This window comes from Swaminathania salitolerans (genome assembly GCF_007988945.1).
In the GTDB taxonomy this organism is placed as follows: domain Bacteria; phylum Pseudomonadota; class Alphaproteobacteria; order Acetobacterales; family Acetobacteraceae; genus Swaminathania; species Swaminathania salitolerans.
The window spans coordinates 66,312-92,388 of record NZ_BJVC01000003.1 but is presented as its reverse complement, the minus strand read 5'-3'; the positions used below and the strand labels follow the sequence as shown (position 1 = coordinate 92,388).

Sequence of the window (26,077 nt, the reverse complement as noted above, 5' to 3'; positions counted from 1 at the left end):
AACCCCCACGGCCCGGTGACTCCCACGACCCGGTAACTCCCACGGCCAGGTAGCCCCCGAGGGTCGGTAACCGGGACGGGCATGGGGTCGGAAACGCACTCAGTCCTTCGAGGGACGCGTATCTGCCGGGATCATGGTTTCATAGGGCTGGGCCGAAAGCCGGGCGGCATGGTCTGCCTTCGCCTCTGCGAGCAGATCCGGCTGGAGGATCAGATCCAGCCCGGTCATCGCCATGATCTTGGCGACATGGACCATGCCCTTATGGGCGATCGACGATTTCCCCTGCGCCGTCATCTGCCAGGAGTGCAACTGGGTGCCGATGGCGCAGGTCGCGCCGAGCGCCTGGACCGTTGGGACCGTCCAGCTGACATCCCCCACATCGGTCGATCCGAGAGAGGCGTGTGTTCCCGATGCCGGAAGAACGAAATCCGCCAGGGGCCTGTCGAGGGCTACGTCCTGCCCGACCATGCGGAAAGCCGAAGCGATATCGGTTTTCGGGAAGGTCTCCTGCATTGCCCGCGCGAACTGCCGATCGTCCTCGTCGAATGGTGGAGGGCCAAGACGCTCGAGATTCGCCTGCATGAGGCGTTCGAGAGGCGGGCAGGGCAGAAGATTGGCCATGGCACTGATCACGCGCTCCTCCACCCGTGTCTCCGTCATGAGGGCGGCGCCTTCGGCAATCCTGCGCACGCGTCCCAGCAATGGCGGGAGCTCCGACAGGTCGAGCGTGCGCACGACATAGCGGATGGTCGTCCGGGCCTGGACGACGTTCGGTGCTGTGCCGCCCGCGTCGAGATAGGCATAATGGATCCGGGAACTGGGCAGCATATGTTCGCGCAGATAATTGACGCCGATATTCATCAGTTCCGTCGCATCGAGCGCGGACCGTCCGAGGAAGGGAGCGGCGGCGGCATGGGCGGCCTTGCCGTGAAAGGTGAAATCGAGGCGTATATTCGCGAGCGAGGCGGGAGGGAAAACCCCGGTGAAATAGAGAGGATGCCAGGAAATTGCCGCGTCCACGTCCCTGAAGACTCCCTCGCGCACCATGAAGGCCTTGCCCGCACCGCCTTCCTCGGCGGGACAGCCGTAATAGCGGATACGCCCCGGAAGCTTGTGGGCGGCAAGGAAATTCTTGAGGGCGGTGGCAGCCAGAAGGGCCGCAGAGCCCAGAAGATTATGGCCGCAGGCATGGCCATTGCCATTGCCGGGGAGGGGCGTGTGTTCCGTCGCACCCGCTGCGTTGGTCAGATCGGGCAATGCGTCGTATTCGCCGAGGAAGGCGATGACAGGACCGCCTTCCCCGGCTTCTCCCATCACGGCAGTGGGGATGTCCGCGACATTGCGGGTGACGCGGAAGCCTTCCTCGACGAGTTTGTCCGTGTGCAGGGCGCAGGAACGGATTTCCTCGAAATTGGTTTCCGGCACCTCCCAGACCGCGTCGCTGAGGGCGATCAGACTCTCGGCGCGATCATCGACGAAGGAGAGAATGGCATCGGAATTCTTCATCGGCAGGGTTTCCTTCCAGGCGGGAGACATTCACGCAGTGTGGTCGGTTGCGGGATGGGCGGTCGCGGGATGGGGGACGGGATATCGGTCTGCGGCGGGAGCCACGAGGCGCCGCAAGGCCAGATAGGTGAACAGGGTGAGCGGCGTCAGCCCGCCGATCATCCAGGCCGGGACCATCGGATCATGGAACCGTGCGATCAGCAATACTGTCACGGGTTGGGTGAGACCTCCGAAAACCGAGACTGCGACGGCATAGACGAGGCCGAAGACGAAGGCCCGGCTATGGTCGGGAATGGCGTCGAAAAGAAGGCGCCAGACCGGAGCGATCAGCAGGCCGGAAGAGAGGAAGATGGTCGCGTTGAGCCCGATCTGGGTCCACAGACCCGGATACATCAGCGAAAGGGCGTAATATGCGACACTAAGAGGCGTTCCGATGATGGAAATCCAGATGACGAAACGGACCGGATCGGGATGACGGCTGGCGATACGCATTCCGGCAGCGACAGCGACGATACCGCAGAGCAGACCGACTGCCATGGCCGACATGGCGATGTCGGGCGGCAGGTGCAGGACGGTGACCGCGTAGCTGACCCCGAACGCACGCAGATAGTTGGTGATGGTTCCGAAGACGATGAGCAGGAAGATCAGGAGGGTTCTGGGCACGAAGAGAAGGCCGAGCGTGACGGAGAATGGCGGTGGCGCAGCATGATGGGCATGTGAGGCCAGCCCCCTGCGCAGCCAGAAGCCGAAGGGAAGGATGGCGATTCCGCCGACGAAGGGAAGGCGCCAGCCCCAGCTGTAGAGGGCCTCCGGTGAGAGGATGAGAGACAGGATCAGCCCGAAAATGACGGCAACGCCCATGCCGAGAAGCTGCGTCACATATTGCATGACACTGACGATACCGCCTTTCCCGGGCGGTGCCGAATCGTAGAGCAGGGCAGTCGCCGGACCGACCTCTCCCCCATCGGAAAATCCTTGCAGCATCCGCGCGAGAACGATCAGTGCTGCGGCACCAACGCCCATGATCCGGGTGGGCGGTGTGACCGCGAGAAGGAGCGACCCGGCGGCCATGATCGCGAAGGTCAGGATCAGCGCCGCCTGATGACCGAAGCGCCGTGCATAGAGCCCCACGCAGAATGCGCCGAGCGGCCGGAGGACGAAACCGGCCCCGAAGGTGATGAGTGCATCGAACAACCCTGCGAGACCGACGCTGTCCGGAAAAAACGCCTTCGCGATCATCGGGGCGAAGAACGCATAAGCCATGAAATTGTAGAATTCGAGGAAGTTTCCGATACAGGCGGCCAGAATGACCCGTCTTCTTTTTCGATCCGTATCCGTTCCGGTCATGATGCGTCATTCCTTCGCGGGCAAGAGAGGGGTCAGTAGGTCAGGCCGACACGCCCGCCTATGAAGCGGGGCGGGCCGGGAATCCGGAAATAGGTCGTCGTGGATTGCGAGCTGGTTGTGAAATACTGTCTGTCGAGAATATTCGACGCGTAAACCGTCGCTGTCCATGGGCCTCTCAGCGGATGCATCGTTATATGGGCGCCAAGAAGGAAATATGCCGGAAGCTGGTAGTCGCCCGTACCCCCGGGGGTCATGGGCTGGGCCGATCTGAAGTTCCAGTCCAGTCCGGCTTCGGCTTCGTAATTCTTCACGATACGATGACGATAGCTGCCAGAGCCGTTCAGGGTCAGTTTGGGGTTCATGCCGCCGGTTCCGGCATAATCGGTATAGATTGGCGCCCAGATGCCTGTTCGCGTATAGTTTGCATTGACGGCGGAGACGTTCACCGCCTGGAAGTCGAGAAATTTGCTGCGCAGATAGCCGAGATTTTGCGTCAGATAGACATGGCGCAGGGGTGTGATCTCGGTGCTGAATTCCACGCCCCATAATTCCGATTTGGGAATATTCTGATAGCGCCCGAGCGGCCCGTATCCCGGCACGACATAGGTGCCGATATATTGCTGATCGTGATAATCGTAGTAGAAGGCCGCCGCGTTCAGTCTGGCTCTGCCTGGTACGATATCGGCCTTGAAACCCGTTTCGTAGGCAAGCACGGTCTCGGGCTTGAACGGATCGAGCTGACCTTGCACGACCGTATTGTTGGCTGTCATGCCGCCCGGTTTCACGCCCCGACTGACCTTGAAATAACCCATGAACCGATCGACCGGCTGCCACTGGAGGCCGAGCGTTCCGGAGAACTGGTTCATATTGGCACCCGTCGACCGGAACCGGAGGGCGCGGCGACCGAACTGGACCGTACGCAGATCGAGGAGTTGCCGGTCATCGGCCTCGTGGCTCAGACCGCCGAGCAGACGAAGATGAAACGGCAGGCGATAGCGCATATGGACGAATTGCGAGAAGGTCTGTTGATTCTGACCGAAGGACGTCTCCTGCATATAGCCCCGGGTCGGGACGTAATCGGTGAAATCGAAATAGGATTGTTGCGTCATGCGGACCCGGTTGTAATACGCTCCGAGCGTCCATTGCAGATGCGTTTTCTTGCGAGATTCGAGACGCAGCTCTTGCGAGAAATTGTTGGCCACGATGTTGCGGTAATTATTTCCGGTGGCCCAGGCCGTCCCGTCCTGATCGGTATATTCGCCCACGCGTTCGGTTTCGAAAGCGCTGATACTGCGCAAGGTCGCGAAGGAAAAATCGTGCGATCCCTTGAGGTCCGCCCCCCAATATGTGTCATGGGCGCCCGGTTTGAGACCCGGTGAACGGCCGATCAGCTTCGAGAATGCCTGTCGATAGTCCCAGGCGGCCTGCTGATAGCCGAGATCGGGATAAGGACGGGATGGCAGGAAGTTGATGACGGGCTTGACGCCGATCGCCTGGGAGTCGTCCTGTACCCAATGTCCGGTGAGCATGAATTCGGTTTTCTCAGCCGGTCTCCATCTCAGTTTCGCGCGAAGCGCCCAGAGATCGGCATCGCCCAGATGGTCGCCATTTGCCGGGTTGTACTGCCATCCCCCGCCATGCATCGTTTGCGCGGCGAGACGAAAAGCCAGGGTCTCGCCGAGCAGGGGACCGGAGACGAACATGTTGGTACGGCTGCGTGCACGGCTTGCGATGTCCTGCGTGACGCCCGTCTGCCAGTGCGCTGTTGGATCGGCGGTGCGAAAACTCACCTCGCCGCCTGTATCCGTCTGGCCGTGTTCGAACCCGACCGGTCCCGGATCGACGCTCGCGCTGGCCACGTCGAACATCAGCCCCGATGCCATACGGGCGAGAGGAAAGGCCACGTCGTCGTAATAGACCAGGACGGACGACATGTTGTTCTGGGTATAATCGTTGAGCCCGACACCGCGCAGAAAGTAATTGGTGGTCCCCGTTCCGTTGACGCTCTGCACAGTCATGTTGGGCGCAATACGTGGCAGATCCAGCACCGAGACCACGCCCTGACGGATTAGTGTCTCGCCGGTGACATGGGTTGCCGCATCTGCTTCATGTTGTGCGGCGTTGAACCGGAAATGATGACGCCCGACCGTGACAGTGAGCGTCTCGGATCGGCTGGATGCGGAATGCGCCCCCGGTTTCGTGGCATGTCGGTTGCTGGCAGTTACAAATTCGTTTCGCCTGCGCATCGATGAAACCTGCGAGGCGTCGGGAGATGCAGCATATGCCGGGCGGACCGGCTCGAGGGTGGGAAGAGCGGTCGTCGAGACGAGAAGGGCGATGAGCGCCTTTCGCTTTGAAAGGGACGATCTCTTTGCTGCCACGTTTCTCATCCCAGCTCCTGGCGTTGTCCTGTTTTTCCTGAGCGCTCCGATCGGAGGGGATCGGAGCGATCTGTTGATTTAATTCCAGGAACGTTACGATATAGAAGCGAAATGCGGTTGCTGTGCGACAACCGCCGGGTTGAATGAGAGGAAGGCGGATATGGCGGGGCGGAATATTTCGCTGCATCGCAGGCTCAAGCTTCGACATCTGCATCTGCTGGACATGCTGAATGCGACCAGAAGCATGCGTCTGACGGCCGATCGTCTCGGTATTTCTCCCGCTGCGGTTTCGAAATCCTGTCTCGAGATCGAAGGGATTCTCGGCAAGCGTCTGTTCGATCGGGTTCAGGGTCGGCTGGAACCGCTGCCGGGTCTCGAACGCGTTCTGATTGCTGCCCGGAGAATCGATAACGAACTGACCGCTCTCGGTGAGGATTTTGCCCGGGAAGCCGCACTTTTGCATGGCTCGGTGCGGATCGGTTTTCAGGCCCCGATGCTGGAACGACCGCTCGTGAGCTGGCTTGCAAGGATGAAGCGGGAGCAGCCTTTTCTGACATTGCGCATAGAATACGGAATGCGTGGTCGACTTCTCGAGGATCTGCGTGCCGGGCGTCTCGATCTGGTGGCGATCAATCTGCTCGGTGTCGATGAGCGTGGCGATTTCGAGACGCGGAGCCTGTGCCTCGAGCATTGTCTCGTCCATGTCGATGGGGTGCTGAGCCCGGTTTCCTCGATCCTGGATCGATGGGATCGCTTCGTCGATCGTCTGTGGCTTCTGCCCGTAAAAGGCATGGCGATGCGGGACATGTTCGAGGCCGTTCTTTCCCGCCGCAGATTATCGATGCCCGATCGTCTGATCGAACTCGCCGTACCGACTCTGCTGGGGCAGATCCATGCCGCTTGCGATGCTGCAACGCTCATCCCGGTCTCTATGGTGTCCGATCCCGAAACTCTCCCCTTTCTCGAGGGCGGATCGCCCGGAGACGCGTTCTATATGGAGCACGGCATAGCCTGGGCACGAAGGCCCCGGCCGAGCGCCCAGCTGCGTTATGCGCTCGATGTGATGAGCACGCTGCCGTGCTCCTGAAATGCGGAGGGAGTCCAGGATCGATCTGCGTGATCCGCCGGGTCCGACGCGACAGGAGAACACGTCACTGCCGCTTCCGGAGAGCGATCCGGACCGGGGGGAACAGGGCGCGTCAAGCGCGCGTCAGGCGGATCGACCCAGAACTGCATCGTATATGCGTGCGAGTTCCTCTGCCTGATCCTGATAGCGCGGAAGCCGATCCTTGAAGGGGTTGGTGTAGGTCTCGAGCATATCCTTGCGATCCAGCATGGCCTCGATGGCCCGTTGCAGGGGCTCGGGCTCGTCGATGATCGGGATCAGGCTGCCGTTCACCCCTTCTACGATTTCCTCTGCCTGTCCTCCGGGAGCGGTCGAGATGACCCATACGTCGCGCGACAAGGCTTCACGCACGGTAAGACCGTAGCTTTCCCGCCATTGGGAGGGAAAAAGAAGGATGTCGATCCCGTCGTAGAAATCATCCAGCTCCGCCTGGGTATAGGCCGGGATCGTTTTCACGGTGCCGCGGACGAGCCAGGAAGAGACGTCGATCGACGGGAATCCGAGATTGAGCGTATTGTCCACCAGGACCAGTTCCCAGTCGTCCCGCGCGGTTTTTTCCAGAGCCTGGCGGATCAGGCTGTAACCCTTGACGTCGACGGCCCCACCGACGAAGCCGAAACGGAGCTTGCTGCCCGGATCCCGCTTCCTGCGTGGTCGGCTGGGCCAGGTAAAGCCGTTCTTGTTGATCGCGATCCGGTCTGCCGGAACGCCGTTGCGGACATGAAGCGCCTTGTGCTCCTCTGACGGGCTCAGGATCGCATGCGCACCGGACAGCGCCTGACGCATGAGGCGACGGCGATCGCCGAGATAGATGTCATGAGACGAGCGTTCCTCTCTCGTGGCGAGCTGGTCGCGGTCGAGATGGTAGCGACCGTCATCCTTGGAAATGAAGAGCTGATCGGTCAGCCACCAGCAATCGTGCAGACTGATGACATAGGGAATGCCGAGGTCCTGACAGGCACGCGCCATGCCTGTACCGAGTTCCTGGATGGCGTGAAAATGGACGAGATCGGCACCCCAGGACCCGATCCAGCGCTGTAATTGGCGCGCGACCGAGAGGTTATCCGCGCCGCTATGACGCCCGGCCACAACCGAAAACACATCGGTTCCCTGGATGCGATAGCGCAGGGCGCCGTCCGGCACATCCTCGAGAATCGGACGTGTCGTCAGGACACTGCTCTCATAGCCAAAGCGTGCGAGCTCGGGAATGACCGCTTCGACGACGATCGTGGCACCACCGAAGGTGCGGGGCGCCATATAGACGTTGACGTGTACGACGCGGGGCGCCGCAGATGCGAAAACGGGCGGAGATCCGAAGATCGGTTCTGCCTGACGCTCCTGGATCCGCTCCGGCGCGTAGAGCGCATAGGCATCGCTGCGCGCCTGTTCGCCCATGGCCTCGCGCCGCGTCCTGTCGGCCGAGAGAGCGAGCAGGGCGTTGCGCCAGTCCTCCGGCGTACGGGCCAGCATTCCGTTCTCGCCATGCCTGATCACCCCGGCATAAGGCGCTGTGGGAGAGCACACGCTCGGAACACCGAGCACGGCCGCCTCGAGAAACTTGATATTGCTCTTGCAGTCGTTGAACACCGAGAGCTCGAGCGGCGCAAGCGCGATATCGGCTGTCGCGAGAAGCGCCATATAGGCTTCATAGGACATCTGCCTCTTGCGGCGGATACGCGATTCGAAACGCGCAAAATCTTTCGAGAGACCGAGTGGACCGATGATCAGAAGCTCCAGCCGCGGCTCTGCGTCCATCGCTGCCAGCAGACCCGCCTCGGCCTCGCGGAAGTCGATATCGTGCGTGCGGCTTCCCGATCCGTAACAGATCAGGATGGATTCGGAGTCGGGGGGCGAGGGCAGTCGCTCGACGCGTTCAGCGATGGCGATCGTCTCGCGATCGAGCGCGTTTTCGAGGATCGCCACATCCCTTATCCCCATCCGGCGCATCTGCCCGGCAAGTGCCTCCGTCGAGGCGATACCTCGTCCGCAGGCCCTGAGTGCCTTGAGGAACAGGGTCGTGCCGCGCAGATAACCCCGTTTCTCGCCAGGGGTGAGGGTCGCCAGATTGCTGTTGAGCTGACAGGAGCGTCGATCGAATATCAGATCGTCCACTTCCCAGCGTGGTGAAAGGCCGACCCGCTTTGCCTGTGCGATGAGGGAAAGAACCGGCGTGAAGCCAGGGGTGCGATAGAACACCACCTCGGTCGCGATCTGCAATTCCGAGAGCGCAAGACCGGTGTCGCGCCAGTCCACGACCTGAACCGACCAGCCGAGGTTGCGAAGAAACTCGGCTTTCTGATTGACCCGGTATTTCACGCATTGTGGAACCACGACATCCGCAATGATGAGGAAATGCGGCCTCAGCATCCCGCGAGCCGCGGGAACCGGTTTCTGGAAAAAGGCGGAAACCGCCTTCGTCGCTCCGAAGAGGGGATCGTGCGCGATCGTCTGATAACGCGCGATTTTTCTGGTCTCTCGTGCGCTCCTTACGAAGCGTCGGGCGGCTTTCGACAGGCCCTCACTCTCTATGGAGACCGAGATTTCGTCCCAGGCCTCGTCGAAGGGTGTGCCCCAGGGCAGACGTTTGAGTGTCAGCGCCCGCACCCAGCGCAAGGGCTCCAGAATACGCCACGAGAGGGAGCCGCGCATGAGACGCATCTGGCGTCGGGCAATCGTCAGTTCGGCCTGAAGCGTATCGGCTCGGATCGTAGCCAGCCGCGCGGAGGCGGCGAGGGCTTCTTCATGCATATCTTCCGGGGGAGACGAAGCAGAACAAGACGTGGAAACTGAATCTGGCAAAGAACCCGTCACTTTAATCAGATTTCGAAATTTACTGCCTTCTGACTAAAGCAGAGGGCGTAAAAAAGGAAGACCCGGCCTTTTGGGCCGGGTCCTCGCAATGTGACTAACCAGAATGTCGAAAATAGGGCGTCAGCTGATGATGAAATTCGACGATTTCAGATCGGTAACACCGAGGAAGGTAACCTTCATGTTGTTGTCGAGCTGGATCGTGGTGTTGCCACCCGACACGCTCGCGGTCGCGAGGATATCGGCGATCGCCTTGTCCGCATCGGCCGGCTTGTAGTTATACATGAAGAACATGTTACCTGCGGCACTGCCGAAATCGGTGATGGTGATGTCGCCACCCTCATGCCCGTTGAGAACGCCGAACATGTTGGCCGCACCGCTGCCGCCGGTGACCGTCGCATAGCTGTCGCCCGAAGAGCCTTCATATTGCGTGCCGAAGACGAACATATCCGCGCCGGAGCCGCCGATGATCGTGTTGTTGCCCGCGCCCGTCCATGCATCGAGCGTGCCAGCCGATGCCGAGGCATTGATGCTCTGATCGCCGGTCGAGTTCGGCTGGTTGCCGGTGAAGAGCAGATTGTTCGTCGTGTTGAGATTCGCGTTGAGCCCGTTCGCACCCCAGATCGTACCGGTTCCGGCCGTAATGGAGGTGTTGCCGGTGCCCGAGATGAACTGCAGGGCGCCCGAGACGCTGATCGACTGATTCGTGCCGTGATAGACCATCAGGTCTCCGGCAGCCGAGATGGTATCGCCGACGGCACCGATGATGGTGCCCGTGCTGCTGGCAAAGGTCACGGTCGAGCCCGTGCCACCGAATACGGTGCTGTTCAGACCGACCGAGATCTGGCTTCCCGTCAGCGCCGCATCGACGACAGCTGCGTTGGACTGCAGCGTCACGATCGAGTTGCCGCCGAGAAGGGTTACGGTATCCGTCGCGTTTTCGACGCCGGTGATCGTGTCCTGTCCTTCGGAGGCGACGAAATTGGTGCCCGTGCTCAGGGTGATCAGGTTCTGACCGTCACCGGCGCGGATATTGTTCGTGCCGCTGCCCGCATGAATTGTGTCGTTTCCGTCACCCGTCGCGATGGTCCAGCTTCCGCTCTTGCCGCTGGCATCGAAAAGGTTGTTGCCCATGGTCGCAACGAACAGACCGTTCTGATTGCCTGCATAGAACGTAACAGCTGCGGTATCGCCGGCGAGTACCGAGAGGCTGCTGACCGTCGAGCCGGCGGCATTGACCGTGACGGGATCGTTGAGCGAGGCCGGATCCGCCGATCCGACAGGAATGTACTGCCCGCGATCGTTCAATCGGGTCGTGATCAGGCCGCCATCTGCACCGATCACGACGTGGTCGAAATCCCCTCCGATATCGTAGGAGCCGCCTGTCGTGATGACGCCCTGCATCATCTGGATGTTCGACCCGGTGCCACGGGTCTGATTGTTGGCGCCGAAATGGAGGTCGTAGTCTCCGAGCGTGCCCTCCTGATTGGCGTCGGATATCGCCTGCGCATAACTGGAGGCGAGCGACAGCATCCGGGCACCTTCGACAGTGACCTGCACTGCGTGGCCTGACGCACCAACTACCGTTACGATCGCCATGCGATCAGCTCCTTTATATTTATGAGGGCTTCGAGCACTTCATCTGACGTAACATTGCGTATCAACGCTCTCATCACGTCGCTGTCGATCAAGCGTTTACCAAGCCCGGGGGCGGAAATTCAATGTTTTTTATAGATGTCTTAACTCTTCCGTGGAGTCAATAAAGGCTGCGTAATGGAGACAAGATGGAAGAGAAGATCGGGCCGGGGTCTCGATATGCATCGTGTTTCCCGGCATTGTTGTTTTTGAAATCCCAACACATGGGGATAGTTACTGAAAACATTGTCTTATTTTCGACGTCTCTGTTTCCAGGTTTTTTGTTTTGCAGGAAGGTTCGTAGATAATTCAGGGATTATTCGTTGATTGACGATGCGCACGCCGGACAGTTTGTGATTTATATTTCATAAATCGGAAAAATCAGGTGTGTCCGATCGTGTCACGAAGATGATGTATTATGTTCTCGGTAATCGGTTTTGTAATATTGCGACACGAAGCCTTCTTTGTGGAAGAGCGACGTTAACATCTGACGTTAACGAATGCCGGTCTTGCGAGGCATTCCGCGTTCTTCGTGCTCTTCAGTAAAAACGGGGAGCGGTCATGAGTCCCGCCTTTCTATTCCCGTATCCCGTCCAGCTCGGCCAGCCAGGCCGCAGCCGTTCCATCTGAGGGCGCGCGCCACTCGCCCCGGGGGGAGAGACTGCCTCCGGGGGAGAGTTTGGGGCCGTTCGGCATGGCGGATCGCTTGAACTGGCTGAATCCGAAGAACCGACGCAGAAAGACGTCGAGCCAATGCGTGATTTCCGCCCGGTCATAGGCGCGCTTCGCGCGTTCCGGGAAATGTGCGGGCCACGCGCCCTTATCAGGGTCTTCCCATGCCTGAAGCGCGAGAAACGCGATCTTGCTCGGTCGGAAACCGTAACGGAGAACATAATAAAGAGTGAAGTCCTGCAGGGCGTAAGGCCCGATCCGGTCTTCCGTTTTCTGCACCCCTGCCGAATCGGCCGGAACGAGTTCGGGCGTGATCTCTGCGGAGACGATATCTTCCAGAATGGCCGGAGCCTCGGGCCCGAGATCCTCCTTGCGGGCAAGCCAGCGTATCAGATGCTGGATCAGCGTTTTCGGCATCCCCGCATTGACGTTGTAATGGGCCATCTGGTCACCCACGCCATAGGTACACCACCCCAGGGCCAGCTCGGAGAGATCGCCCGTGCCGATCACGATTCCCTTTCTCTGGTTTGCGAGACGGAAAAGGAAATCCGTGCGCAATCCGGCCTGGACGTTTTCGAAGGTCACGTCATGCACGGCCTCACCGGACGCGAAGGGATGACCGATCGTCCGCAGCATCTCGAGCGCGGTGGGTCTGATATCGAGCTCGTTGGACTCGACACCGAGCGCATTCATCAGGGCATGAGCCAGACCGAGGCTCGCCTCGCCTGTCGCGAAGCCGGGCATGGTATAGGCTGCGACGCGGTCGCGGGGCCAACCCAGCTCGTCCGCCGCACGGGCCGCGACGAGCAGCGCCAGCGTCGAATCGAGCCCGCCCGAGACGCCGATCACGGCCCGGCGGGCGCCGCTGCTCTCCAGACGCTGGATGAGCGCCCGGACCTGGATCGTCCAGGCCTCGTAACAGTCGCGATCCAGCCGGGTCGCATCCTCCGGCACGAAGGGGAAGCGCGGCACGATGCGGTGAAAGCCGATATCGCCCCCGGGAGGCGAAAGCGTAAAGCCGATACGCCGCCATGAGCGGCTATCGAGCGCACGGGCACAGTCATGGAAGCTGCCCATACGCATCCGTTCCTGACGCAGGAGATCCAGATCGATATCCGCGAGCGTCATCTGCGCCTCCCGCGGGAAGCGGGACGATTCGTTCAGGAGACGACCTGCCTCATAAACCGAGACCTGTCCGTCCCATGCGACATCGGTCGTGGATTCGCCGGCACCAGCGGCGGCGTAGACATAGGCGCACAGGGCTCTTTGCGACTGGGCCCGGCAAAGAAGATGCCGATCCTCCGACTTGCCGATGGTGATCGTGCTGGCTGAGGGATTGGCTATCACCGTCGCGCCTGCGAGGGCGAGGAAGGTGCTTGGCGGGCAGGGAACCCAGAGATCCTCGCAGATCTCCAGGCTCAGGACGAAGCCGGGTAGATCCTCCGCCTCGAAAAGAAGATCCGTTCCGAAGGGGATGCTTTCGCCTGAGAGACGCATGGTCTCTCCGGTAACGCCCAGCCCCGCCGTGAACTGCCTGCTTTCATAGAATTCCCGGTAATTCGGGAGATAGGATTTCGGCACGATTCCGAGAATCCGCCCCCGATGAAACACGATGGCGCAGTTGTAAAGGCACCCACGATGGGCGAGGGGGGCGCCTGCCACGATCACGGCGTTCCACGATGTGCTCGCCTGACGCAGCCGGTCGATCGCGCTCAGGACCCGGTCGAGAAGGGCATCCTGCTGTCGGAGATCGTCTATGGCGTAGCCGGAGAGGCAGAGTTCGGGGAACACGGCCAGAGCCGCTCCGGCCTCATCGCATTGCGCGGCAAGGGAGACGATACCGGAGAGATTGTGATCGGGGTCGGCCAGACGCACCGGCACGGTACAGGCAGCGACACGGGCGAAGCCGTGTCTATATAGAGAACGGAATTCGCTCATGATCGTATCCCCCCGCGACAGCGTCCCGCACAGAAACGTCTTTCAGGAACAAAAGACAAGCTTTTGGTAACAGGATCAAACTCCTGCGGTCCTTGTCCGTTCAGCCATCATTCCCGGTCATGACGATTCTGTCATGATCCCAACCGGAGTAGTCGCCGATGGATCTCCTGCGCTGGACGATCGTGTTCCTGATTCTCGCCCTTCTCGCCGGCTTGCTCGGTTTCGGCGGTATTTCTGCGGATTTCGCCTCGATAGGAAAAATCCTGTTCTTCGTGTTTCTCGTCCTGTTCGTCCTCAGCTTCATTTTCGGCCGCGGTCGTAAAAGCTGAGTCCGGTCCTGCATGCAGCAAGCGCGTCGCAGGCAGTCAACGGGAAACGGGGGAGGGAGATCCTCCCCCAACCGTCCATCGATATCCCCCCGTCAGTATCCGTCCGTGAGTATCGGCCCATCAGTATCCGCCGGGATCGGGATCCGGAGGCGACACGTCTCCGGCCTCGCAGCCGGGATACCCCCCGCATGCATAGACATTTCCGCTACCATAGGATCCGCTACCGTAAGGCGCAGGAGCCGCATAGGCGGGCACGCCACCGGGCACGCTGAAAGGCGGGGCCGCGGGATAGGGCGGATAGGAGGAATAGGCCGGATAGGGCGCCGGAACGGCGTAAGACGGCACCGGGTAGGGTGTGGCGATGGTTGCGCCGATCGCCGCGCCGCCAATTGCCGTGCCTATAACGGCTCCGCTCGCAAAGGCGCCCGTGGCCAGCCCCCAGCCGGGAACGCCCCAACCCCAGCCGCTCCACCCCCATCCTCGTGGGCCCCAACCTCCCGGAGCCCAACCTCCCGGGCCCCAGCCCGGAGGGCCCCATGGTCGGCCTGCCCAACCCCCGGGCCACCCCCCGACCCATCCGGCACGAGACCAGCCGAAACCGGGTCCGAAGGGTCTGTTCCATCCCCATCCCGGTCCCCGGCGCCATTCATGGCCCCAGGGACGATAACCGTATCCGCCCCGGAAACCGGGGCGTCCCCTTTCGATCCCCCTGCCGGTCGGAAAAGGGCGGCCGAAACGCCCGATACCGGGACCGTACGGTCCGCGGCCGCCCGGACCAGCGGCATGATATCTGCCGCGCTGGGCGGAAGCGGGAGACGGGGTCAGGGCGAAGGAAGCGAACAGCACGGCGCAGATGCCCCATGCGACGCGTCTTCCCCGCAGGCCGTTGGTGCGTCGAACCGTCTGCGGCACCGTCTGTGTCATTGTCTGGAGCGGCCCTGTCGCTGCGGGAGGTTCCGGCGCGCGGGGTCGTCCGGTCCGCAACGAATCCGTTATCGGGGCATGACCTGTCGCGGGCATTGGCGGGATATCCTCCGGTTCGCACAAGAAGCAGCCTGAAACCTTCGTCTTCCGGGCAGAAGACCGTATCGCTTCCGATATCGTATCGCACAGGGGCGCGAAAAAGGCCCGGACCTGCGTGAAAACGCGGATCGCCCGGGAAAATTCCCCCTGTAACGTCTTTCGTGATGGGCGCGGGTGAGATGACTCGACGGATGGGGAGGCGCCTCGTCTTTCGGAGGAGCGCCCCCTCTCTTCGCATCCATCCTGCTCGCATTATCCCCGTCTTCGTCTCCTGATGTGTCCTCCGAGCCGCGCGAGAACGTCATGCAACTCTCCCTGCCCGAGATCGGGCACAGGTACTTCCGGCGGCGCCGGACGGCTCGCAGGCGTGGCGGGGCGCAGAAGCGCCGGGTCCTGCACGATCCGCAGGCGCCTGACCAGAGCTGTGCCATCATCGAAGCGCAGATCGCGCCCTGTGCGCAGGGATCCGCAATGGGTGTTGATTCGCTCGAGCAGTTGCGGGGCCAGATGCTGAAGCTCGAGGGCAACCGGCCCCGTGCACGCGATGGTCAGTGTGCCGCCGGAGACGCGACGCGGTTCTGTCTGCGCCGCGAGTGCCGGCCCCACGATTTCCGCCCAGTCCAGAATGAGTCTGACCGCAGAAGCGGGGCGTTTCGCAAAGGCCGGTCTGGTCACGCCCGGAAGAATCGCACCGAGCGCGCGTGTCTGCATGAGCCGCCTGTCGCTGTTGCGGCCCTCCGTCTCCGCTGCGTTCGTGCGGGGCTGCGTCCTGCTTCTTCCTTTCGCCCCGCTTGTCCTTGCGCTGCGTTCGCTGAACCCGGACCCGCTCGCGTCGTGTTTTTCCACCCCGGTTCCGGTCGCTCCGGATCCGGCCGTGTCGCGACGACTGCGCCCTTGTCTCTTGTCCGATGGAGGAACAGCCTTCATATCGCCTCTGTGACTCCTTCTGCTTCCGACCTGCTCGCATGGTATGCCCGACACAGACGCGTGCTGCCCTGGCGTTCCCTGCCCGGTGCGCCGACGGATCCCTATGCCGTATGGCTCAGCGAGATCATGCTGCAGCAAACCACCGTCGCAGCCGTTGTGCCCTATTACGAGCGGTTTCTGAAGATCTATCCCACGGTGCGCCATCTCGCGGAAGCGCCGCTCGACGACGTTCTCTCGCTCTGGGCAGGACTCGGCTATTACAGCCGCGCGCGCAACCTCCATGCCTGCGCGCGCCAGATCGCGTCTCTTGGGTCTTTTCCCGAAACGGTCGCCGGATTGCAGGCTCTGCCGGGAATCGGCGCCTACACGGCCCGCGCCATCGCATCGATCGCTTTTTCCGTGCCGGTCGTTCCGGTCGATGGCAATGTCGAGCGGATCGTGGCGCGTCTTTTCGCCCTGGATGCGCCTCTGCCGGGCGTGCGCAGAACGCTCGATGCGCGGGCGGCGACGCTCAACACGGAAAGCACTGCCCGCAATGCGCCGTCGGAGTTCACCCAGGCGCTTTTCGACCTCGGCGCCGGTATCTGTACGCCGCGTCGTCCGGGTTGTCTCGTCTGTCCCTGGCAGGATCCCTGCCTCGCCCACAAGACAGGGACACCGGAGCGGTTTCCCGTCCGGGCGGTGAAAAAGCCGAAGCCCGAGCGATACGGAACCGTGTTTCTTCTGCGCGACGACCGCAATGCCGTCTGGGCCCGGCGTCGGCCCGAGAGCGGTCTTCTGGGCGGGATGACGGAGCTGCCGGGCACGGCGTGGCTCGACGCGCCTCCGGAGGCTTCGACGGTCGATGCTGCGGCTCCGATCGAGGCGGATTGGCAGGAAATAGGCAGGATCCGTCACGTCTTCACCCATTTTTCATTGCAACTGACCGTTCTTGAAGCGCGTATCGGGCGTTTCGAGTCCCTGCACAATCAGGCAGGCTTCGCCTGTCCCGAGGAAACGCTGACCCGTCAGGCTTTCCCGAGCGTCATGCGCAAATGCCTGATGCTCGGGCCGAACGGCATTTCCGGCTGAACAGAGAGTAATCCGTCCATGTATTTCTCGGCCTCGCGTTACTGGCTTCTCGATTATTTCGGGCATGTTCTCGATCATGACGTGCTGCGCGACTGCCTTGTTCCGGTCGTGCCGCCTCCCGGGCGATATCCCGGATTGTTCTTCTTTGCCGATGACGTGACGCTCGACCGGTTCCCCGTGGCGCTCCGCAAGGTCGTGTCCCTGCCGCGTCCGTTCCCGGCGCTGCAGGCCCGGAAACTGCCGTCCGGTCTCGTCACGCTCGAGGCTCAGGATGGCTCCGGTCGCTATCTGCGGAGCGTCGAGAATGAGGGGATCGATTTCCGGGTCGTTCCACCCCAGGACTGGGAGCACTTCTTCGTGCTTTCCGAGCCGATGATGCATGCCTATGCGATCCTCGGCCAGCCGGAGATAGGGACGATACGCGCCATGTCTGGCGAAACGCTGGAGGCTTTGCGTTTCGTGCGCGGGCATGGAGGGCAGATCGGCCCCTATGCGTTTTCCCTGAGCAGGAACACGCCCGCGCTCGAGGCGCTCGCCTCCTTGGCGCCCGGAACGGAAGAGTCTCTCACCCTCGTCACGCGCGAAGACGAATCGATCGTGCTTTCCGTCGCCCGGGCATGATCGCCCTGCCGGTCATGCCCTGCCGGTCATGCCCTGCCGGTCATGCCCTGCCGGTCATGCCCTACCGGTCATGCCCTTACGGTCATGCCCTTACGGTCATGCCCTTACGGTCATGATCGTCTCGTGGCGCGATAGGCCTTCATGGCCCGATCGCGCCCGATGCCGAGATCCACGATCGGCGCGGGATAGGTCTCTCCGAGCGTGACCCCTGCTTTTCGCAGGGTGGCTTCCGGAGCATCCCATGGCGCGGCGATCGCCTCGTCGGGCAGATCCGAAAGCTCGGGGACCCAGCGCCGGATGTAATCTCCGTGAGGATCGAACGTCGCGGCCTGTCTCACGGGATTGAAGATCCGGAAGAACGGGGAGGCCTCGATCCCGGTGCCTGCGACCCATTGCCAGTTGACCGCGTTCGACGCCACATCGGCATCGACCAGCGTATCGCGGAACCACGCCTCTCCCTCGCGCCAGTCGATGAGCAGATGCTTGACCAGAAAAGAGGCGACGATCATGCGCGCCCTGTTATGCATCCAGCCGGTCTCCCAGAGCTGGCGCATTCCGGCATCCACCACGGGAATGCCCGTCCTGCCTTTCTGCCAGGCATTCAGGGCCGCGGGATCCGTGCGCCAGATCAGCCTGTCGAATTCCGGTTTGAGATTCCGGTATGGCAATTGCGGCTGATGGAACAGGACGTACCAGGAAAAATCGCGCCAGCCGAGTTCGGACAGGAAGCATTCCCGGTCTTCGGGGCGCCCCTTGCCCAGACAGCGGTGCCAGACCTGCCGGGGGGAGAGAACACCCAGGTTCAGATAGGGAGAAAGACGCGCGCTGCCATCGGCGGCCAGCTCGTTACGTCCGCTTTCATAGGTGGTGAGACCATGGGTCACGAAATCGGATAGCGCCTCCAGAGCGGCCTCCTCGCCCGGCTCCCACTGCGCCTGCAGGCCGCCAGACCAGTCGGGATGGCGCGGAAGAAGGAGATCCTCCTCCCGGGCGGGACGGAAACCCCCTTCCAGGGATGGAACCCGCGCGAAAGAGAGGCGATCCGGAATCCCGCAGGGCTTTGCCGGTTCCCCGCATGCCCTGAACGCTTTCCACCACGCGCCGAACACCCTGTAGGGCGTCCCGCTTTTCGTCGCGACGCTTTCCGGAGGGCGGAGCAGCGTGCCGTGGCTACGGATCATCGTGCATTTTCTCTCGCTGAGAGCCTCTGCAATTCTATCGTCCTGCTGCCGCGCCTCCTCCTGGTAGCGGTAATGACAGAAGAGCTGTTCTGCCCCGCTTCGTTCCGCCAGTGCCGGGATGAGGGTCTCAGGATCGCCATTCAGGACGAGGAGCGTTCCCCCTCTTTCTTCCAGCGCCTTGCGGAGCGCGGCCAGCGCGCCGTGCAGCCACCATTTGAGGGCTGCACCCGGCGCCCGCGTCGCTCCGGATTCGTCGATCACATAGACGCAGAGAAGAGGCAGCCCGGTCGCGCTCGCCCGGGTGAGCGCGGGGTGATCCCCGAGGCGCAGATCGTCGCGAAACCACAGAAGGGCAGGGGGCGTGTCGGGCATGGCAATCCGGAACGGGCGGAGAGGAAAACGGCGTTCAGCGTCAGCGTCTTTCCGGCGCGGCGGTTCATCCCCGGGCGGGGGATATGAACGCATCGTCATATATCGGAATGTTTAATGTAACTTTCCGAACCGCGTTCGTGTCGAAGCGTTTACGAAAAACACAGTTCCAGAACAGGATATTTTCCCATGAACCGCGTTTCTTTCCTCCGCATCGGCGCTCTGGCCGCCTTCCTTGCCTTGCCGGCTTTCGGACTGACCGCGTGCAATACGGTCGATGGTGCAGGCAGGGATGTCAGCTCTATCGGGCATGACGTCAGCAACGGCGCGAATGCGACACAGGGCGCGATCCATGATGCGGCGCCGGGCGCAGCAACGCATTGATCCCCGGACGCCGCTAACCCCGAACGAAGCCAGCTCCGAACGACGCTGGCCTTCCGGAGGGCTGTATACCGGTCCTGTATCGAGCGTCCCCGGAAAGGGGCGGGATTCCGATCCCGCCCCTGTCTCGTTGCCGGGAGGGGTTCCTTGCCGGAATGCACGGGCCGGAATGCCCACCCCGGATCGCTCGCCCTTTCGTCTCCGCCTGAATGCCTGCGGATGGGGGCCTTGCAAAAAAGACAATCCGGGGATCATATGCATGTCCGGCTCTCGCAGCCGGTTTTGAAAATGACGTTCTCGGGGCGGGGTGAAACTCCCCACCGGCGGTAGGTGATATGGGAGGCGACTTCCGTTCATGAGCCCGCGAGCGCCTGTGGCGACCAGCCTCAGGGTCAGCAGATCCGGTCGAATTCCGGAGCCGACGGTTATAGTCCGGATGAGAGAGGACGGACCTTGCCGACGCGGTGTCGAACCGCGCGGAGAGGCCGCGTGTTCGCGCCCGGAGACCGTCCCGAGTAAGGGGTGGGGTCCTGAAAGACGTGACCGAACGATCGTCCTGCATCAAGTCGCGCCCCGATGGAGCGATCGACGAGGCCCGTCTGCCCGCGTTGCGGGCGGGTTTCGAGGCTGCCTTGCGCGAGGCGGCGCAATATCTCGGTGCGACATCGCCCAATCCGGCAGTCGGGTGCGCCCTTCTCGATGCGCAGGACCGTATTCTGGTCGTCGAGGCCCATCATCGTGCAGGTACGTATCATGCCGAGGCGCGCGCTCTGGAGCGCGCCCGTGCGCTGGGCGTTCTTCACAAGGCGGTCACCGCCCTCGTGACGCTCGAGCCGTGCAACCATACCGGTCGTACCCCGCCCTGCTCCGAGGCCTTGCGCGCCAGCCCGGTCGGGGAAGTCTGGATCGGCGCACGCGATCCGAATCCGGAGGCAGGCGGAGGCGCTGCGCGGCTCTCCACGATGCCCGGCGGCAAAACCGTCGTCATGCTGGAGTCCTGCCGCGCGCTTTCGGACATCCATCAGGCCTGTAAGGCGCTGCTCGCGCCGTTCGCCGAGCGGATTACGCGCGGGCGCGCCTGGATCACGGTCAAGCAGGCGCTCGACGGACGGGGGTCTATGATTCCTCCGCAGGGACAGAAAACCTTCACCAGCGAAGCGTCTCTCTTGCTCGCGCACCGGTTGCGCCGCGCGACGGATGCGATCGTCACCGGTATCGGAACGGTGCTCGCAGATGCGCCGATGCTGACCGTGCGACGCGTTGCCGATCACGACGGTCCGCCGCGCCGTATGGTCGTCGTTTGCGACCGCAAGGGACGCCTGCCGTCCTCGTGGCGATCGACCCTCGAGGGGAACGGCTACCGGGTCGTCGTTTCGCGCTCCCTGGAGGAGGTGCCGAGCCTGCTCGCCGGGCATGGCGTGAACTGGGCGATGGTCGAAGCCGGGCCCGGTCTGCTCGACGCCCTCGACCGGCACGGCCTCTGGAACGACTGGCTGACCCTGCGTGCAGGAGCATCCGGTAACGATACCGTGTCCGCGCGGATATCCGCGCGGGCCCAGGGTGTGACACCTCTTCGTTTTCTGTTGAATGACGGGTTTTCGTCCGTCTCTTCCAGCGAGGCTGAATTCTGATGTTTTCCGGAATCATCGACCATATCGGACATGTCCGCGCCATCGAGACCCGCGATCAGGCCATCCTGCTCAGGATCGCGACGGGGCTTTCCGATCTGGATCTCGGCGAGAGTATCGCCGTCAACGGGGTATGCCTGACGGTTGCCGCCTACGATTCGTCGGGACTGGCGGATTTCTACGTCAGTTCCGAAACCCTGGCCCGAACGGCGCTCGGTCGTCTGGTTTCGGGAGCGCGCGTCAATCTCGAGCGGGCGAGCACGCCTGCGACCCGCCTTTCGGGGCATATCGTGCAGGGCCATGTCGACGGGCTCGCGCAGCTCGTCTCGGTCGCCGATGTCGGAGAGTCGCATGACATCGTCTTCAGCCTCCCGGCCAGCCTGCGCGGCTATGTCGTCGAGAAGGGGTCGATCGCGCTCGATGGCGTGAGTCTGACCGTCAATACGGTGAGCGAGGTCGAGGACGGGCGTTTCACGATCGGTCTCATGATCATTCCCCATACCTGGATCCATACCGGCCTGTCCGAAATAGCGCCCGGCGCCCCGGCCAATGTCGAGGTGGACGTGCTCGCCAAATATGTGGAGAGCCTGCTGAAATACGGCGTGCGGTCATGAGCAGCGCGGGACATGCCGCCATGACGCCCTCGCTGGCGCGGGCTGTCGCCGCCATGCGCGAAGGCCGCATGGTGATGATGGTGGATGACGAAGGACGCGAGAACGAGGGCGACATCGTCATTGCCGCGCAATTTGCTACCGCGGATGCGATCAATTTCATGGCGACCTACGGACGCGGCCTTATCTGCCTGCCGCTCGAGCCGGAGCAGATCGCGCGTCTCGATCTGCCCATGATGCCGCGCCGGGGACACGATCCGCGCGGGACGGCCTTCACCCTTTCCATCGAGGCGACGACGGGGATCACGACCGGAATCTCCGCAGCCGACCGCGCCCGCACGATCCGGATTGCCGCCCATCCCGACGCGCAACCGCACGAGATCAGCACGCCGGGTCATATCTTTCCCCTGCGTGCCCATCCCGAAGGCACGCTTGCGCGCGACGGTCATACCGAGGGGTCGATCGATCTTGCGCGTCTTGCAGGGCTCACCCCGGCAGCGGTGATCTGCGAGGTGATGGATGACGACGGTACGATGGCCCGTATGCCGTCCTTGCGGCAGTTCTGCCGTCGTTTCGACATGCCTCTCGTCACGATTGCGGAGATCGCCGAATGGTGCCGCGCCAATGGCCGTGCGCCCGTCGTCGATCTTGCCGCCATCCCCGAGATCCAGCCGACCGTCGAACGCATCGCCGAGGCGGCCCTGCCCAGTCTCTATGGCGGGCACGATTTGCGGATCCATGCCTTTCGCGCGCCTGACGGAATCGAGCATGTCGCCCTTGTGAAGGGGGATCCCGCAACGGGAACCCCTCTGGTCCGTCTGCATTCCGAATGCGTGACGGGCGATGCGCTGGGCTCGCTGCGTTGCGATTGCGGCCCCCAGCTCCGCGAGGCCCTCGAGCGGATCGCCGCAGCCGAGAGCGGCGTGCTGGTCTATATGCGCGGCCATGAAGGCCGGGGGATCGGGCTGGGCAACAAGATACGCGCCTATGCGCTCCAGGATCGCGGCAAGGATACGCTCGAGGCCAATCTCGCGCTCGGTCTGCCCGGCGACGCACGGGACTGGGCAAGCGCTGCGGCCATCCTGCAATCGCTGGGTGTGGATCGTCTGGCGCTTCTCACCAATAATCCGAGCAAGGTCTCCGGTCTCGAGGATGCGGGCGTGCATGTCGTGCGGCAGGAACGGCTGGAAGCGGGATCCAACCCGTTCAACCGGGCATATCTGCATGCCAAGCGCACACGTATGGGCCATCAGCTCAGCGATGTCTTGCCGGAACTCGTCGAGTCCCTTCTCAAACCCAAGGATACCCCATGAGCAAATCGATCCCCGTCGCCCCCGATCTGACGCTGGTGCCCTCGCCGAAACTCGCGCTTCTGGTCAGCCGCTTCAATACCGACGTCACCCACGGGCTGCGCGACGGCGCGCTGGAATGGCTCGGGGAACACGGGATCCGCGATGTCGATGTCTTCGACGCGCCCGGTGCCTTCGAGCTGCCGCTCATGGCGCAGAGCCTTGCGAAAACCGGCGTTTACGAGGGGATCGTCTGTCTCGGCTGCGTGATCAAGGGCGATACCGCGCATTTCGAGTTCATCAGCCTGGGCGCGACCATCGGACTCATGCAGGCGCAGCTCGCGACCGAAACACCGATCTCGTTCGGCGTGCTCACCACCTATACCGACGAACAGGCCCAGGTCCGGTCGCGCAAGGATGTGCACAACAAGGGGCGCGAGGCCTCCGCCGCCTGTGTGGAAACCCTCGCCTTTCTGAGGAACACGCGCGGCTGAGCGTTTCCGCTCCGGAGCGGGGCGCCGGGTTCCGCTTTCCCAATCGGGTGACAATGTTCTAAACCTGCCCGGATCAGGACGCGTTTGCGTCGTTCCGAGGCAGGGTCATCCGTAGTCAAATGCTAGCAAGCTCAATCGGTCGTATCGTCGCTCTCTGTACAAGACGCGCCTGGGGTGTCGTGCTCCTTTTTGCGCTTCTGACGGGTGGGAGCCTGTATCTTACCGCCCAGAAGCTCGGCGTTACCACCAATACCGACGAGATGTTCGCCTCCAGTCTCCCTTGGAAGCAGCGCAATGCCGAGCTGACCCGGCTCTTCCCGCAGAACGACGATCTGATGGTTGCGATCATCAAGGCGGATCTGCCGGAACAGGGTCGGGAGACCGCGCGGGCACTCGCGAAGATCCTGAGCCGCGATCACCGGAACTTCCGGAGCGTCCGCCTGCCGGACGATTCGCCTTTCCTGCAGAATCACGGGCTTCTCTATCTCGACAAGCCGACACTCGCCTCGCTGCTCGATTCCATCGTCGCCGCGCAGCCCTTTCTCGGAACGCTTGCAGCCGACCCTTCGGCACGGGGCATCTTCTCGGCTCTGGGCCTCATGGGAGACGGGCTCTCGGCCGGTGAGGACATTCCGGAGAGTTTCACGCCGGAGCTCAGGGGCTTCGCCCAGGCTCTGACCCAGGCTGCGGATGGCCACCCCCGGGATTTGTCCTGGCAGAACCTCCTGACCGGCCCTCTGGGCGATCTCGCCGGGAATTACCAGTATGTTCTGACCCAGCCGCATCAGGATTTCGATTCCCTCCAGCCCGGAGGCGAGGCGAGCGCGGCCATGCGCCGCGCGATCGACTCCCTGCCTTTCGTCAGAAGCGGCAATGCGATCGGAATGATCACCGGGCCGGTCCAGCTGAGCGATGAGGAATTCGCGACCGTAGCCCACGGTATGGGGTTCGGTCTGCTGACCTCTCTGGTGCTCGTGGCGTGCTGGCTCGTTCTTGCCGTGCGTTCGGTGCGGGTCATCGTGCCCATTCTCGTGACGCTCGTGATCGGCCTCTTGCTGACCACCGGCTTCGCGGCGATCGCGGTAGGCAAGCTCAATCTGATCTCGGTTGCCTTTGCCGTTCTGTTCGTCGGTATCGCCGTCGATTTCGCAATCCAGTTTTCCGTGCGTTTTCGCGGCCAGCGTCTGCCCTCGGGCGAGGAAATGCCGACTGCGCAGGCTCTGGCAGAAACGGGACGCGAGACCGGGCATCAGATCCTCGTGGCCTCGCTCGCCACGGCAGCCGGGTTTCTGGCCTTCGTGCCGACCAGCTTCGTCGGTGTGGCCCAGCTCGGTCTCATCGCAGGGATCGGGATGCTGATCGCCTTCGTCTGTACGATGACGCTCCTGCCGGCCCTTCTCCATCTTTTCCGGGCCAGACTCAGCCGCGGAATGCCCGGTTTCGCTTCCATGGCGGGGGCGGATCATTTCCTGAGGCATCATCGCAAGCCGATCCTTGCCGTGTTCGCCATTCTTGCGGTCGTCGGTGTCGCGCTGATCCCGCGTCTGACCTTCGATGCCGATCCGCTGCACACCAAGAATCCGAATACCGAGGGCATGCGCGCCCTGCATCTTCTGGAACAGGACCCGCGCGCCTCGCCTTATGACGGCGAGGTGATCGTCCCCAATCTCACGATAGCCGCCGAACGCGTGCGTCAGTTCGAGGCGCTGCCGAGTGTGGAATCGGTCATGTGGCTCGGCATGTTCGTGCCGGAAGATCAGGATCAGAAAATCGCGATGATCCGCGATACGGCCACGATTCTCCTCCCGACCATCGTAGGGCAGGAGATCGAACCCGCGCCGGACGCGGAGGCACTGCGCAAGAGTGCCGCCCAGGCCGCGGCCAAGCTTGGCGGCGTTCTCGACCGGACGGCCCCGGATTCGCCGCTCCGCACGATCCAGAAGGCGCTGGCCCGGCTCTCCTCCGCGCCCGATGCGCAGATCCTTGCGGCCAACGAGGCGCTGACACGTTTCCTGCCTGCCCAGCTCTCCGAGCTTCGCGACGTGCTGCAGCCGACTCCCGTCACGATCGGGTCCATCCCGAAGGAGATCGCACGCGATTATCTGTTGCCGGACGGTCGTGCCCTGCTCAAGATCATGCCCAAGGGACGCATGTCCGATAACAAGGTGCTCTACCGCTTCCTCGACCAGATGCAGTCCGTCGACAAGAATGTCGCGGGTACCGCGCTCGAGGTTGTGGAAAGCGCGCGCACCATGGTGAACGCGTTCTCGATCGCCGCGATCTCGGCTCTGGTGATGATCGCCATCATCCTGTTCATCGCGCTGCGCCGCCTGCAGGACATGGCGCTGGTTCTCGCGCCTCTGATGATGTCGGCGCTCCTGACGGTCATTCTCATCGTCACCGTGCCCGAGACGCTCAATTTCGCGAATATCATCGCCTTGCCGCTCCTGCTCGGGGTCGGGGTGTCGTTCAACATCTATTTCGTCATGAACTGGCGGGCCGGTATCCAAAAACCCCTGACGTCGCCCACTGCGCGTGCGGTCCTGTTCTCGGCTTTGACCACCGGCACCGCCTTCGGTTCCCTCGCCGCGTCGGAGCATCCGGGGACGGCGAGCATGGGGCGCCTGCTTCTGATGTCTCTTGCCTGCACGCTGATTGCGACCCTCGTTTTCATTCCGGCCCTGCTGCCGAAACGGGCGATCGACAAGGAATAGGCGGGTTGGAAACAGGCGGGCAGGAA

19 protein-coding genes and 1 riboswitch are annotated in these 26,077 nt (G+C 62.4%); of the genes, 10 read left to right on the top strand and 9 right to left on the bottom strand.

The window, feature by feature from the left end; genetic code table 11:
• Positions 1-99 precede the first annotated feature (99 nt).
• From SSA02_RS07650 to SSA02_RS07640, 3 genes are read right to left on the bottom strand one after another with little or no spacing between them, the layout of a single operon-like run.
• The gene (locus SSA02_RS07650; RefSeq protein WP_147093485.1) at positions 100-1,506 is read right to left on the bottom strand and encodes a M20 family metallopeptidase; all 1,407 of its coding nucleotides are present in this window, start codon (positions 1,504-1,506) and stop codon (positions 100-102) included.
• A 30-nt stretch (positions 1,507-1,536) separates the two neighbouring features.
• Positions 1,537-2,853: an MFS transporter gene (locus SSA02_RS07645; RefSeq protein ID WP_147093484.1), complete on the bottom strand. Its 1,317-nt coding sequence runs from the start codon at positions 2,851-2,853 to the stop codon at positions 1,537-1,539.
• Between the two features lie 32 nt (positions 2,854-2,885).
• A complete protein-coding gene (locus SSA02_RS07640; protein WP_246103730.1) occupies positions 2,886-5,234 on the bottom strand; it encodes a TonB-dependent receptor in 2,349 nt (782 codons plus the stop codon).
• Between the two features lie 160 nt (positions 5,235-5,394).
• On the opposite strand from SSA02_RS07640, the gene SSA02_RS07635 reads away from it, so the two are divergent.
• Positions 5,395-6,321: a LysR family transcriptional regulator gene (locus SSA02_RS07635; RefSeq protein WP_147093482.1), complete on the top strand. Its 927-nt coding sequence runs from the start codon at positions 5,395-5,397 to the stop codon at positions 6,319-6,321.
• Positions 6,322-6,444: 123 nt separating this feature from the next.
• Here SSA02_RS07635 and SSA02_RS07630 read toward each other — a convergent pair whose 3' ends face one another.
• The 3 genes from SSA02_RS07630 to SSA02_RS07620 form a co-directional block, all read right to left on the bottom strand.
• Positions 6,445-9,108, bottom strand: a complete 2,664-nt coding sequence (locus tag SSA02_RS07630; RefSeq protein ID WP_147093481.1) for a glycosyltransferase — start codon at positions 9,106-9,108, stop codon at positions 6,445-6,447.
• Between the two features lie 183 nt (positions 9,109-9,291).
• Positions 9,292-10,767: a calcium-binding protein gene (locus SSA02_RS07625; protein ID WP_147093480.1), complete on the bottom strand. Its 1,476-nt coding sequence runs from the start codon at positions 10,765-10,767 to the stop codon at positions 9,292-9,294.
• A 612-nt stretch (positions 10,768-11,379) separates the two neighbouring features.
• Entirely contained in the window at positions 11,380-13,413 is a 2,034-nt protein-coding gene (locus SSA02_RS07620) for an NAD(+) synthase (RefSeq protein WP_147093479.1), read from the bottom strand.
• A 158-nt stretch (positions 13,414-13,571) separates the two neighbouring features.
• Here SSA02_RS07620 and SSA02_RS07615 point away from each other — a divergent pair, with 158 nt between their 5' ends.
• A complete protein-coding gene (locus tag SSA02_RS07615; protein WP_147093478.1) occupies positions 13,572-13,742 on the top strand; it encodes a DUF1328 family protein in 171 nt (56 codons plus the stop codon).
• Positions 13,743-13,862: 120 nt separating this feature from the next.
• Here the strand turns inward: SSA02_RS07615 and SSA02_RS07610 are convergent, their stop codons facing one another.
• Positions 13,863-14,654 (bottom strand): hypothetical protein, encoded by a 792-nt coding sequence (locus SSA02_RS07610; RefSeq protein WP_147093477.1) that lies wholly within the window; start codon positions 14,652-14,654, stop codon positions 13,863-13,865.
• A gap of 363 nt (positions 14,655-15,017) precedes the next feature.
• Positions 15,018-15,692: a DUF721 domain-containing protein gene (locus tag SSA02_RS07605; protein ID WP_246103728.1), complete on the bottom strand. Its 675-nt coding sequence runs from the start codon at positions 15,690-15,692 to the stop codon at positions 15,018-15,020.
• Positions 15,693-15,752: 60 nt separating this feature from the next.
• On the opposite strand from SSA02_RS07605, the gene SSA02_RS07600 reads away from it, so the two are divergent.
• Both SSA02_RS07600 and SSA02_RS07595 read left to right on the top strand, forming a co-directional pair.
• Complete coding sequence (locus tag SSA02_RS07600; protein WP_246103727.1) at positions 15,753-16,763, top strand: A/G-specific adenine glycosylase; 1,011 nt, start codon at positions 15,753-15,755, stop codon at positions 16,761-16,763.
• A gap of 18 nt (positions 16,764-16,781) precedes the next feature.
• Positions 16,782-17,384 (top strand): hypothetical protein, encoded by a 603-nt coding sequence (locus tag SSA02_RS07595; protein WP_147093475.1) that lies wholly within the window; start codon positions 16,782-16,784, stop codon positions 17,382-17,384.
• Between the two features lie 110 nt (positions 17,385-17,494).
• Here SSA02_RS07595 and SSA02_RS07590 read toward each other — a convergent pair whose 3' ends face one another.
• Positions 17,495-18,937, bottom strand: a complete 1,443-nt coding sequence (locus tag SSA02_RS07590) for a cryptochrome/photolyase family protein (RefSeq protein WP_147093474.1) — start codon at positions 18,935-18,937, stop codon at positions 17,495-17,497.
• A gap of 186 nt (positions 18,938-19,123) precedes the next feature.
• Here SSA02_RS07590 and SSA02_RS07585 point away from each other — a divergent pair, with 186 nt between their 5' ends.
• From SSA02_RS07585 to SSA02_RS07560, 6 genes are all read left to right on the top strand, one after another.
• Positions 19,124-19,318 (top strand): entericidin, encoded by a 195-nt coding sequence (locus tag SSA02_RS07585; RefSeq protein ID WP_147093473.1) that lies wholly within the window; start codon positions 19,124-19,126, stop codon positions 19,316-19,318.
• A gap of 286 nt (positions 19,319-19,604) precedes the next feature.
• A riboswitch (FMN riboswitch) is annotated at positions 19,605-19,767 on the top strand.
• Between the two features lie 147 nt (positions 19,768-19,914).
• On the top strand, positions 19,915-20,946 hold the full coding sequence (ribD, locus tag SSA02_RS07580; RefSeq protein WP_371859206.1) for a bifunctional diaminohydroxyphosphoribosylaminopyrimidine deaminase/5-amino-6-(5-phosphoribosylamino)uracil reductase RibD: 1,032 nt from the start codon (positions 19,915-19,917) through the stop codon (positions 20,944-20,946).
• The gene (locus tag SSA02_RS07575; RefSeq protein ID WP_147093472.1) at positions 20,946-21,557 is read left to right on the top strand and encodes a riboflavin synthase; all 612 of its coding nucleotides are present in this window, start codon (positions 20,946-20,948) and stop codon (positions 21,555-21,557) included. The genes ribD and SSA02_RS07575 overlap by 1 nt, the downstream gene beginning before the upstream one ends.
• Before the next feature lie 20 nt (positions 21,558-21,577).
• Positions 21,578-22,867: a 3,4-dihydroxy-2-butanone-4-phosphate synthase gene (ribB, locus tag SSA02_RS07570; RefSeq protein WP_147093684.1), complete on the top strand. Its 1,290-nt coding sequence runs from the start codon at positions 21,578-21,580 to the stop codon at positions 22,865-22,867.
• Positions 22,864-23,337 (top strand): 6,7-dimethyl-8-ribityllumazine synthase, encoded by a 474-nt coding sequence (gene ribH / locus SSA02_RS07565; RefSeq protein ID WP_147093471.1) that lies wholly within the window; start codon positions 22,864-22,866, stop codon positions 23,335-23,337. Before ribB ends, ribH begins: the two co-directional genes overlap by 4 nt.
• Before the next feature lie 119 nt (positions 23,338-23,456).
• Positions 23,457-26,051 carry an MMPL family transporter gene (locus SSA02_RS07560; RefSeq protein WP_147093470.1) on the top strand — a complete coding sequence of 865 codons (2,595 nt, stop codon included), beginning with the start codon at positions 23,457-23,459 and terminating at the stop codon, positions 26,049-26,051.
• Positions 26,052-26,077: the final 26 nt, after the last annotated feature.

Excerpts from the sequence above, each read along its gene's own strand:
- SSA02_RS07650 (WP_147093485.1), bottom strand. The coding sequence starts at position 1,506 with ATGAAGAATTCCGATGCCATTCTCTCCTTCGTCGATGATCGCGCCGAG.
- SSA02_RS07645 (WP_147093484.1), bottom strand. The coding sequence starts at position 2,853 with ATGACCGGAACGGATACGGATCGAAAAAGAAGACGGGTCATTCTGGCC.
- SSA02_RS07635 (WP_147093482.1), top strand. The coding sequence starts at position 5,395 with ATGGCGGGGCGGAATATTTCGCTGCATCGCAGGCTCAAGCTTCGACAT.
- SSA02_RS07630 (WP_147093481.1), bottom strand. The coding sequence starts at position 9,108 with ATGCATGAAGAAGCCCTCGCCGCCTCCGCGCGGCTGGCTACGATCCGA.
- SSA02_RS07625 (WP_147093480.1), bottom strand. The coding sequence starts at position 10,767 with ATGGCGATCGTAACGGTAGTTGGTGCGTCAGGCCACGCAGTGCAGGTC.
- SSA02_RS07620 (WP_147093479.1), bottom strand. The coding sequence starts at position 13,413 with ATGAGCGAATTCCGTTCTCTATATAGACACGGCTTCGCCCGTGTCGCT.
- SSA02_RS07615 (WP_147093478.1), top strand. The coding sequence starts at position 13,572 with ATGGATCTCCTGCGCTGGACGATCGTGTTCCTGATTCTCGCCCTTCTC.
- SSA02_RS07605 (WP_246103728.1), bottom strand. The coding sequence starts at position 15,692 with ATGAAGGCTGTTCCTCCATCGGACAAGAGACAAGGGCGCAGTCGTCGC.
- SSA02_RS07595 (WP_147093475.1), top strand. The coding sequence starts at position 16,782 with ATGTATTTCTCGGCCTCGCGTTACTGGCTTCTCGATTATTTCGGGCAT.
- SSA02_RS07590 (WP_147093474.1), bottom strand. The coding sequence starts at position 18,937 with ATGCCCGACACGCCCCCTGCCCTTCTGTGGTTTCGCGACGATCTGCGC.
- SSA02_RS07585 (WP_147093473.1), top strand. The coding sequence starts at position 19,124 with ATGAACCGCGTTTCTTTCCTCCGCATCGGCGCTCTGGCCGCCTTCCTT.
- SSA02_RS07575 (WP_147093472.1), top strand. The coding sequence starts at position 20,946 with ATGTTTTCCGGAATCATCGACCATATCGGACATGTCCGCGCCATCGAG.
- ribB (WP_147093684.1), top strand. The coding sequence starts at position 21,578 with ATGACGCCCTCGCTGGCGCGGGCTGTCGCCGCCATGCGCGAAGGCCGC.
- ribH (WP_147093471.1), top strand. The coding sequence starts at position 22,864 with ATGAGCAAATCGATCCCCGTCGCCCCCGATCTGACGCTGGTGCCCTCG.
- SSA02_RS07560 (WP_147093470.1), top strand. The coding sequence starts at position 23,457 with ATGCTAGCAAGCTCAATCGGTCGTATCGTCGCTCTCTGTACAAGACGC.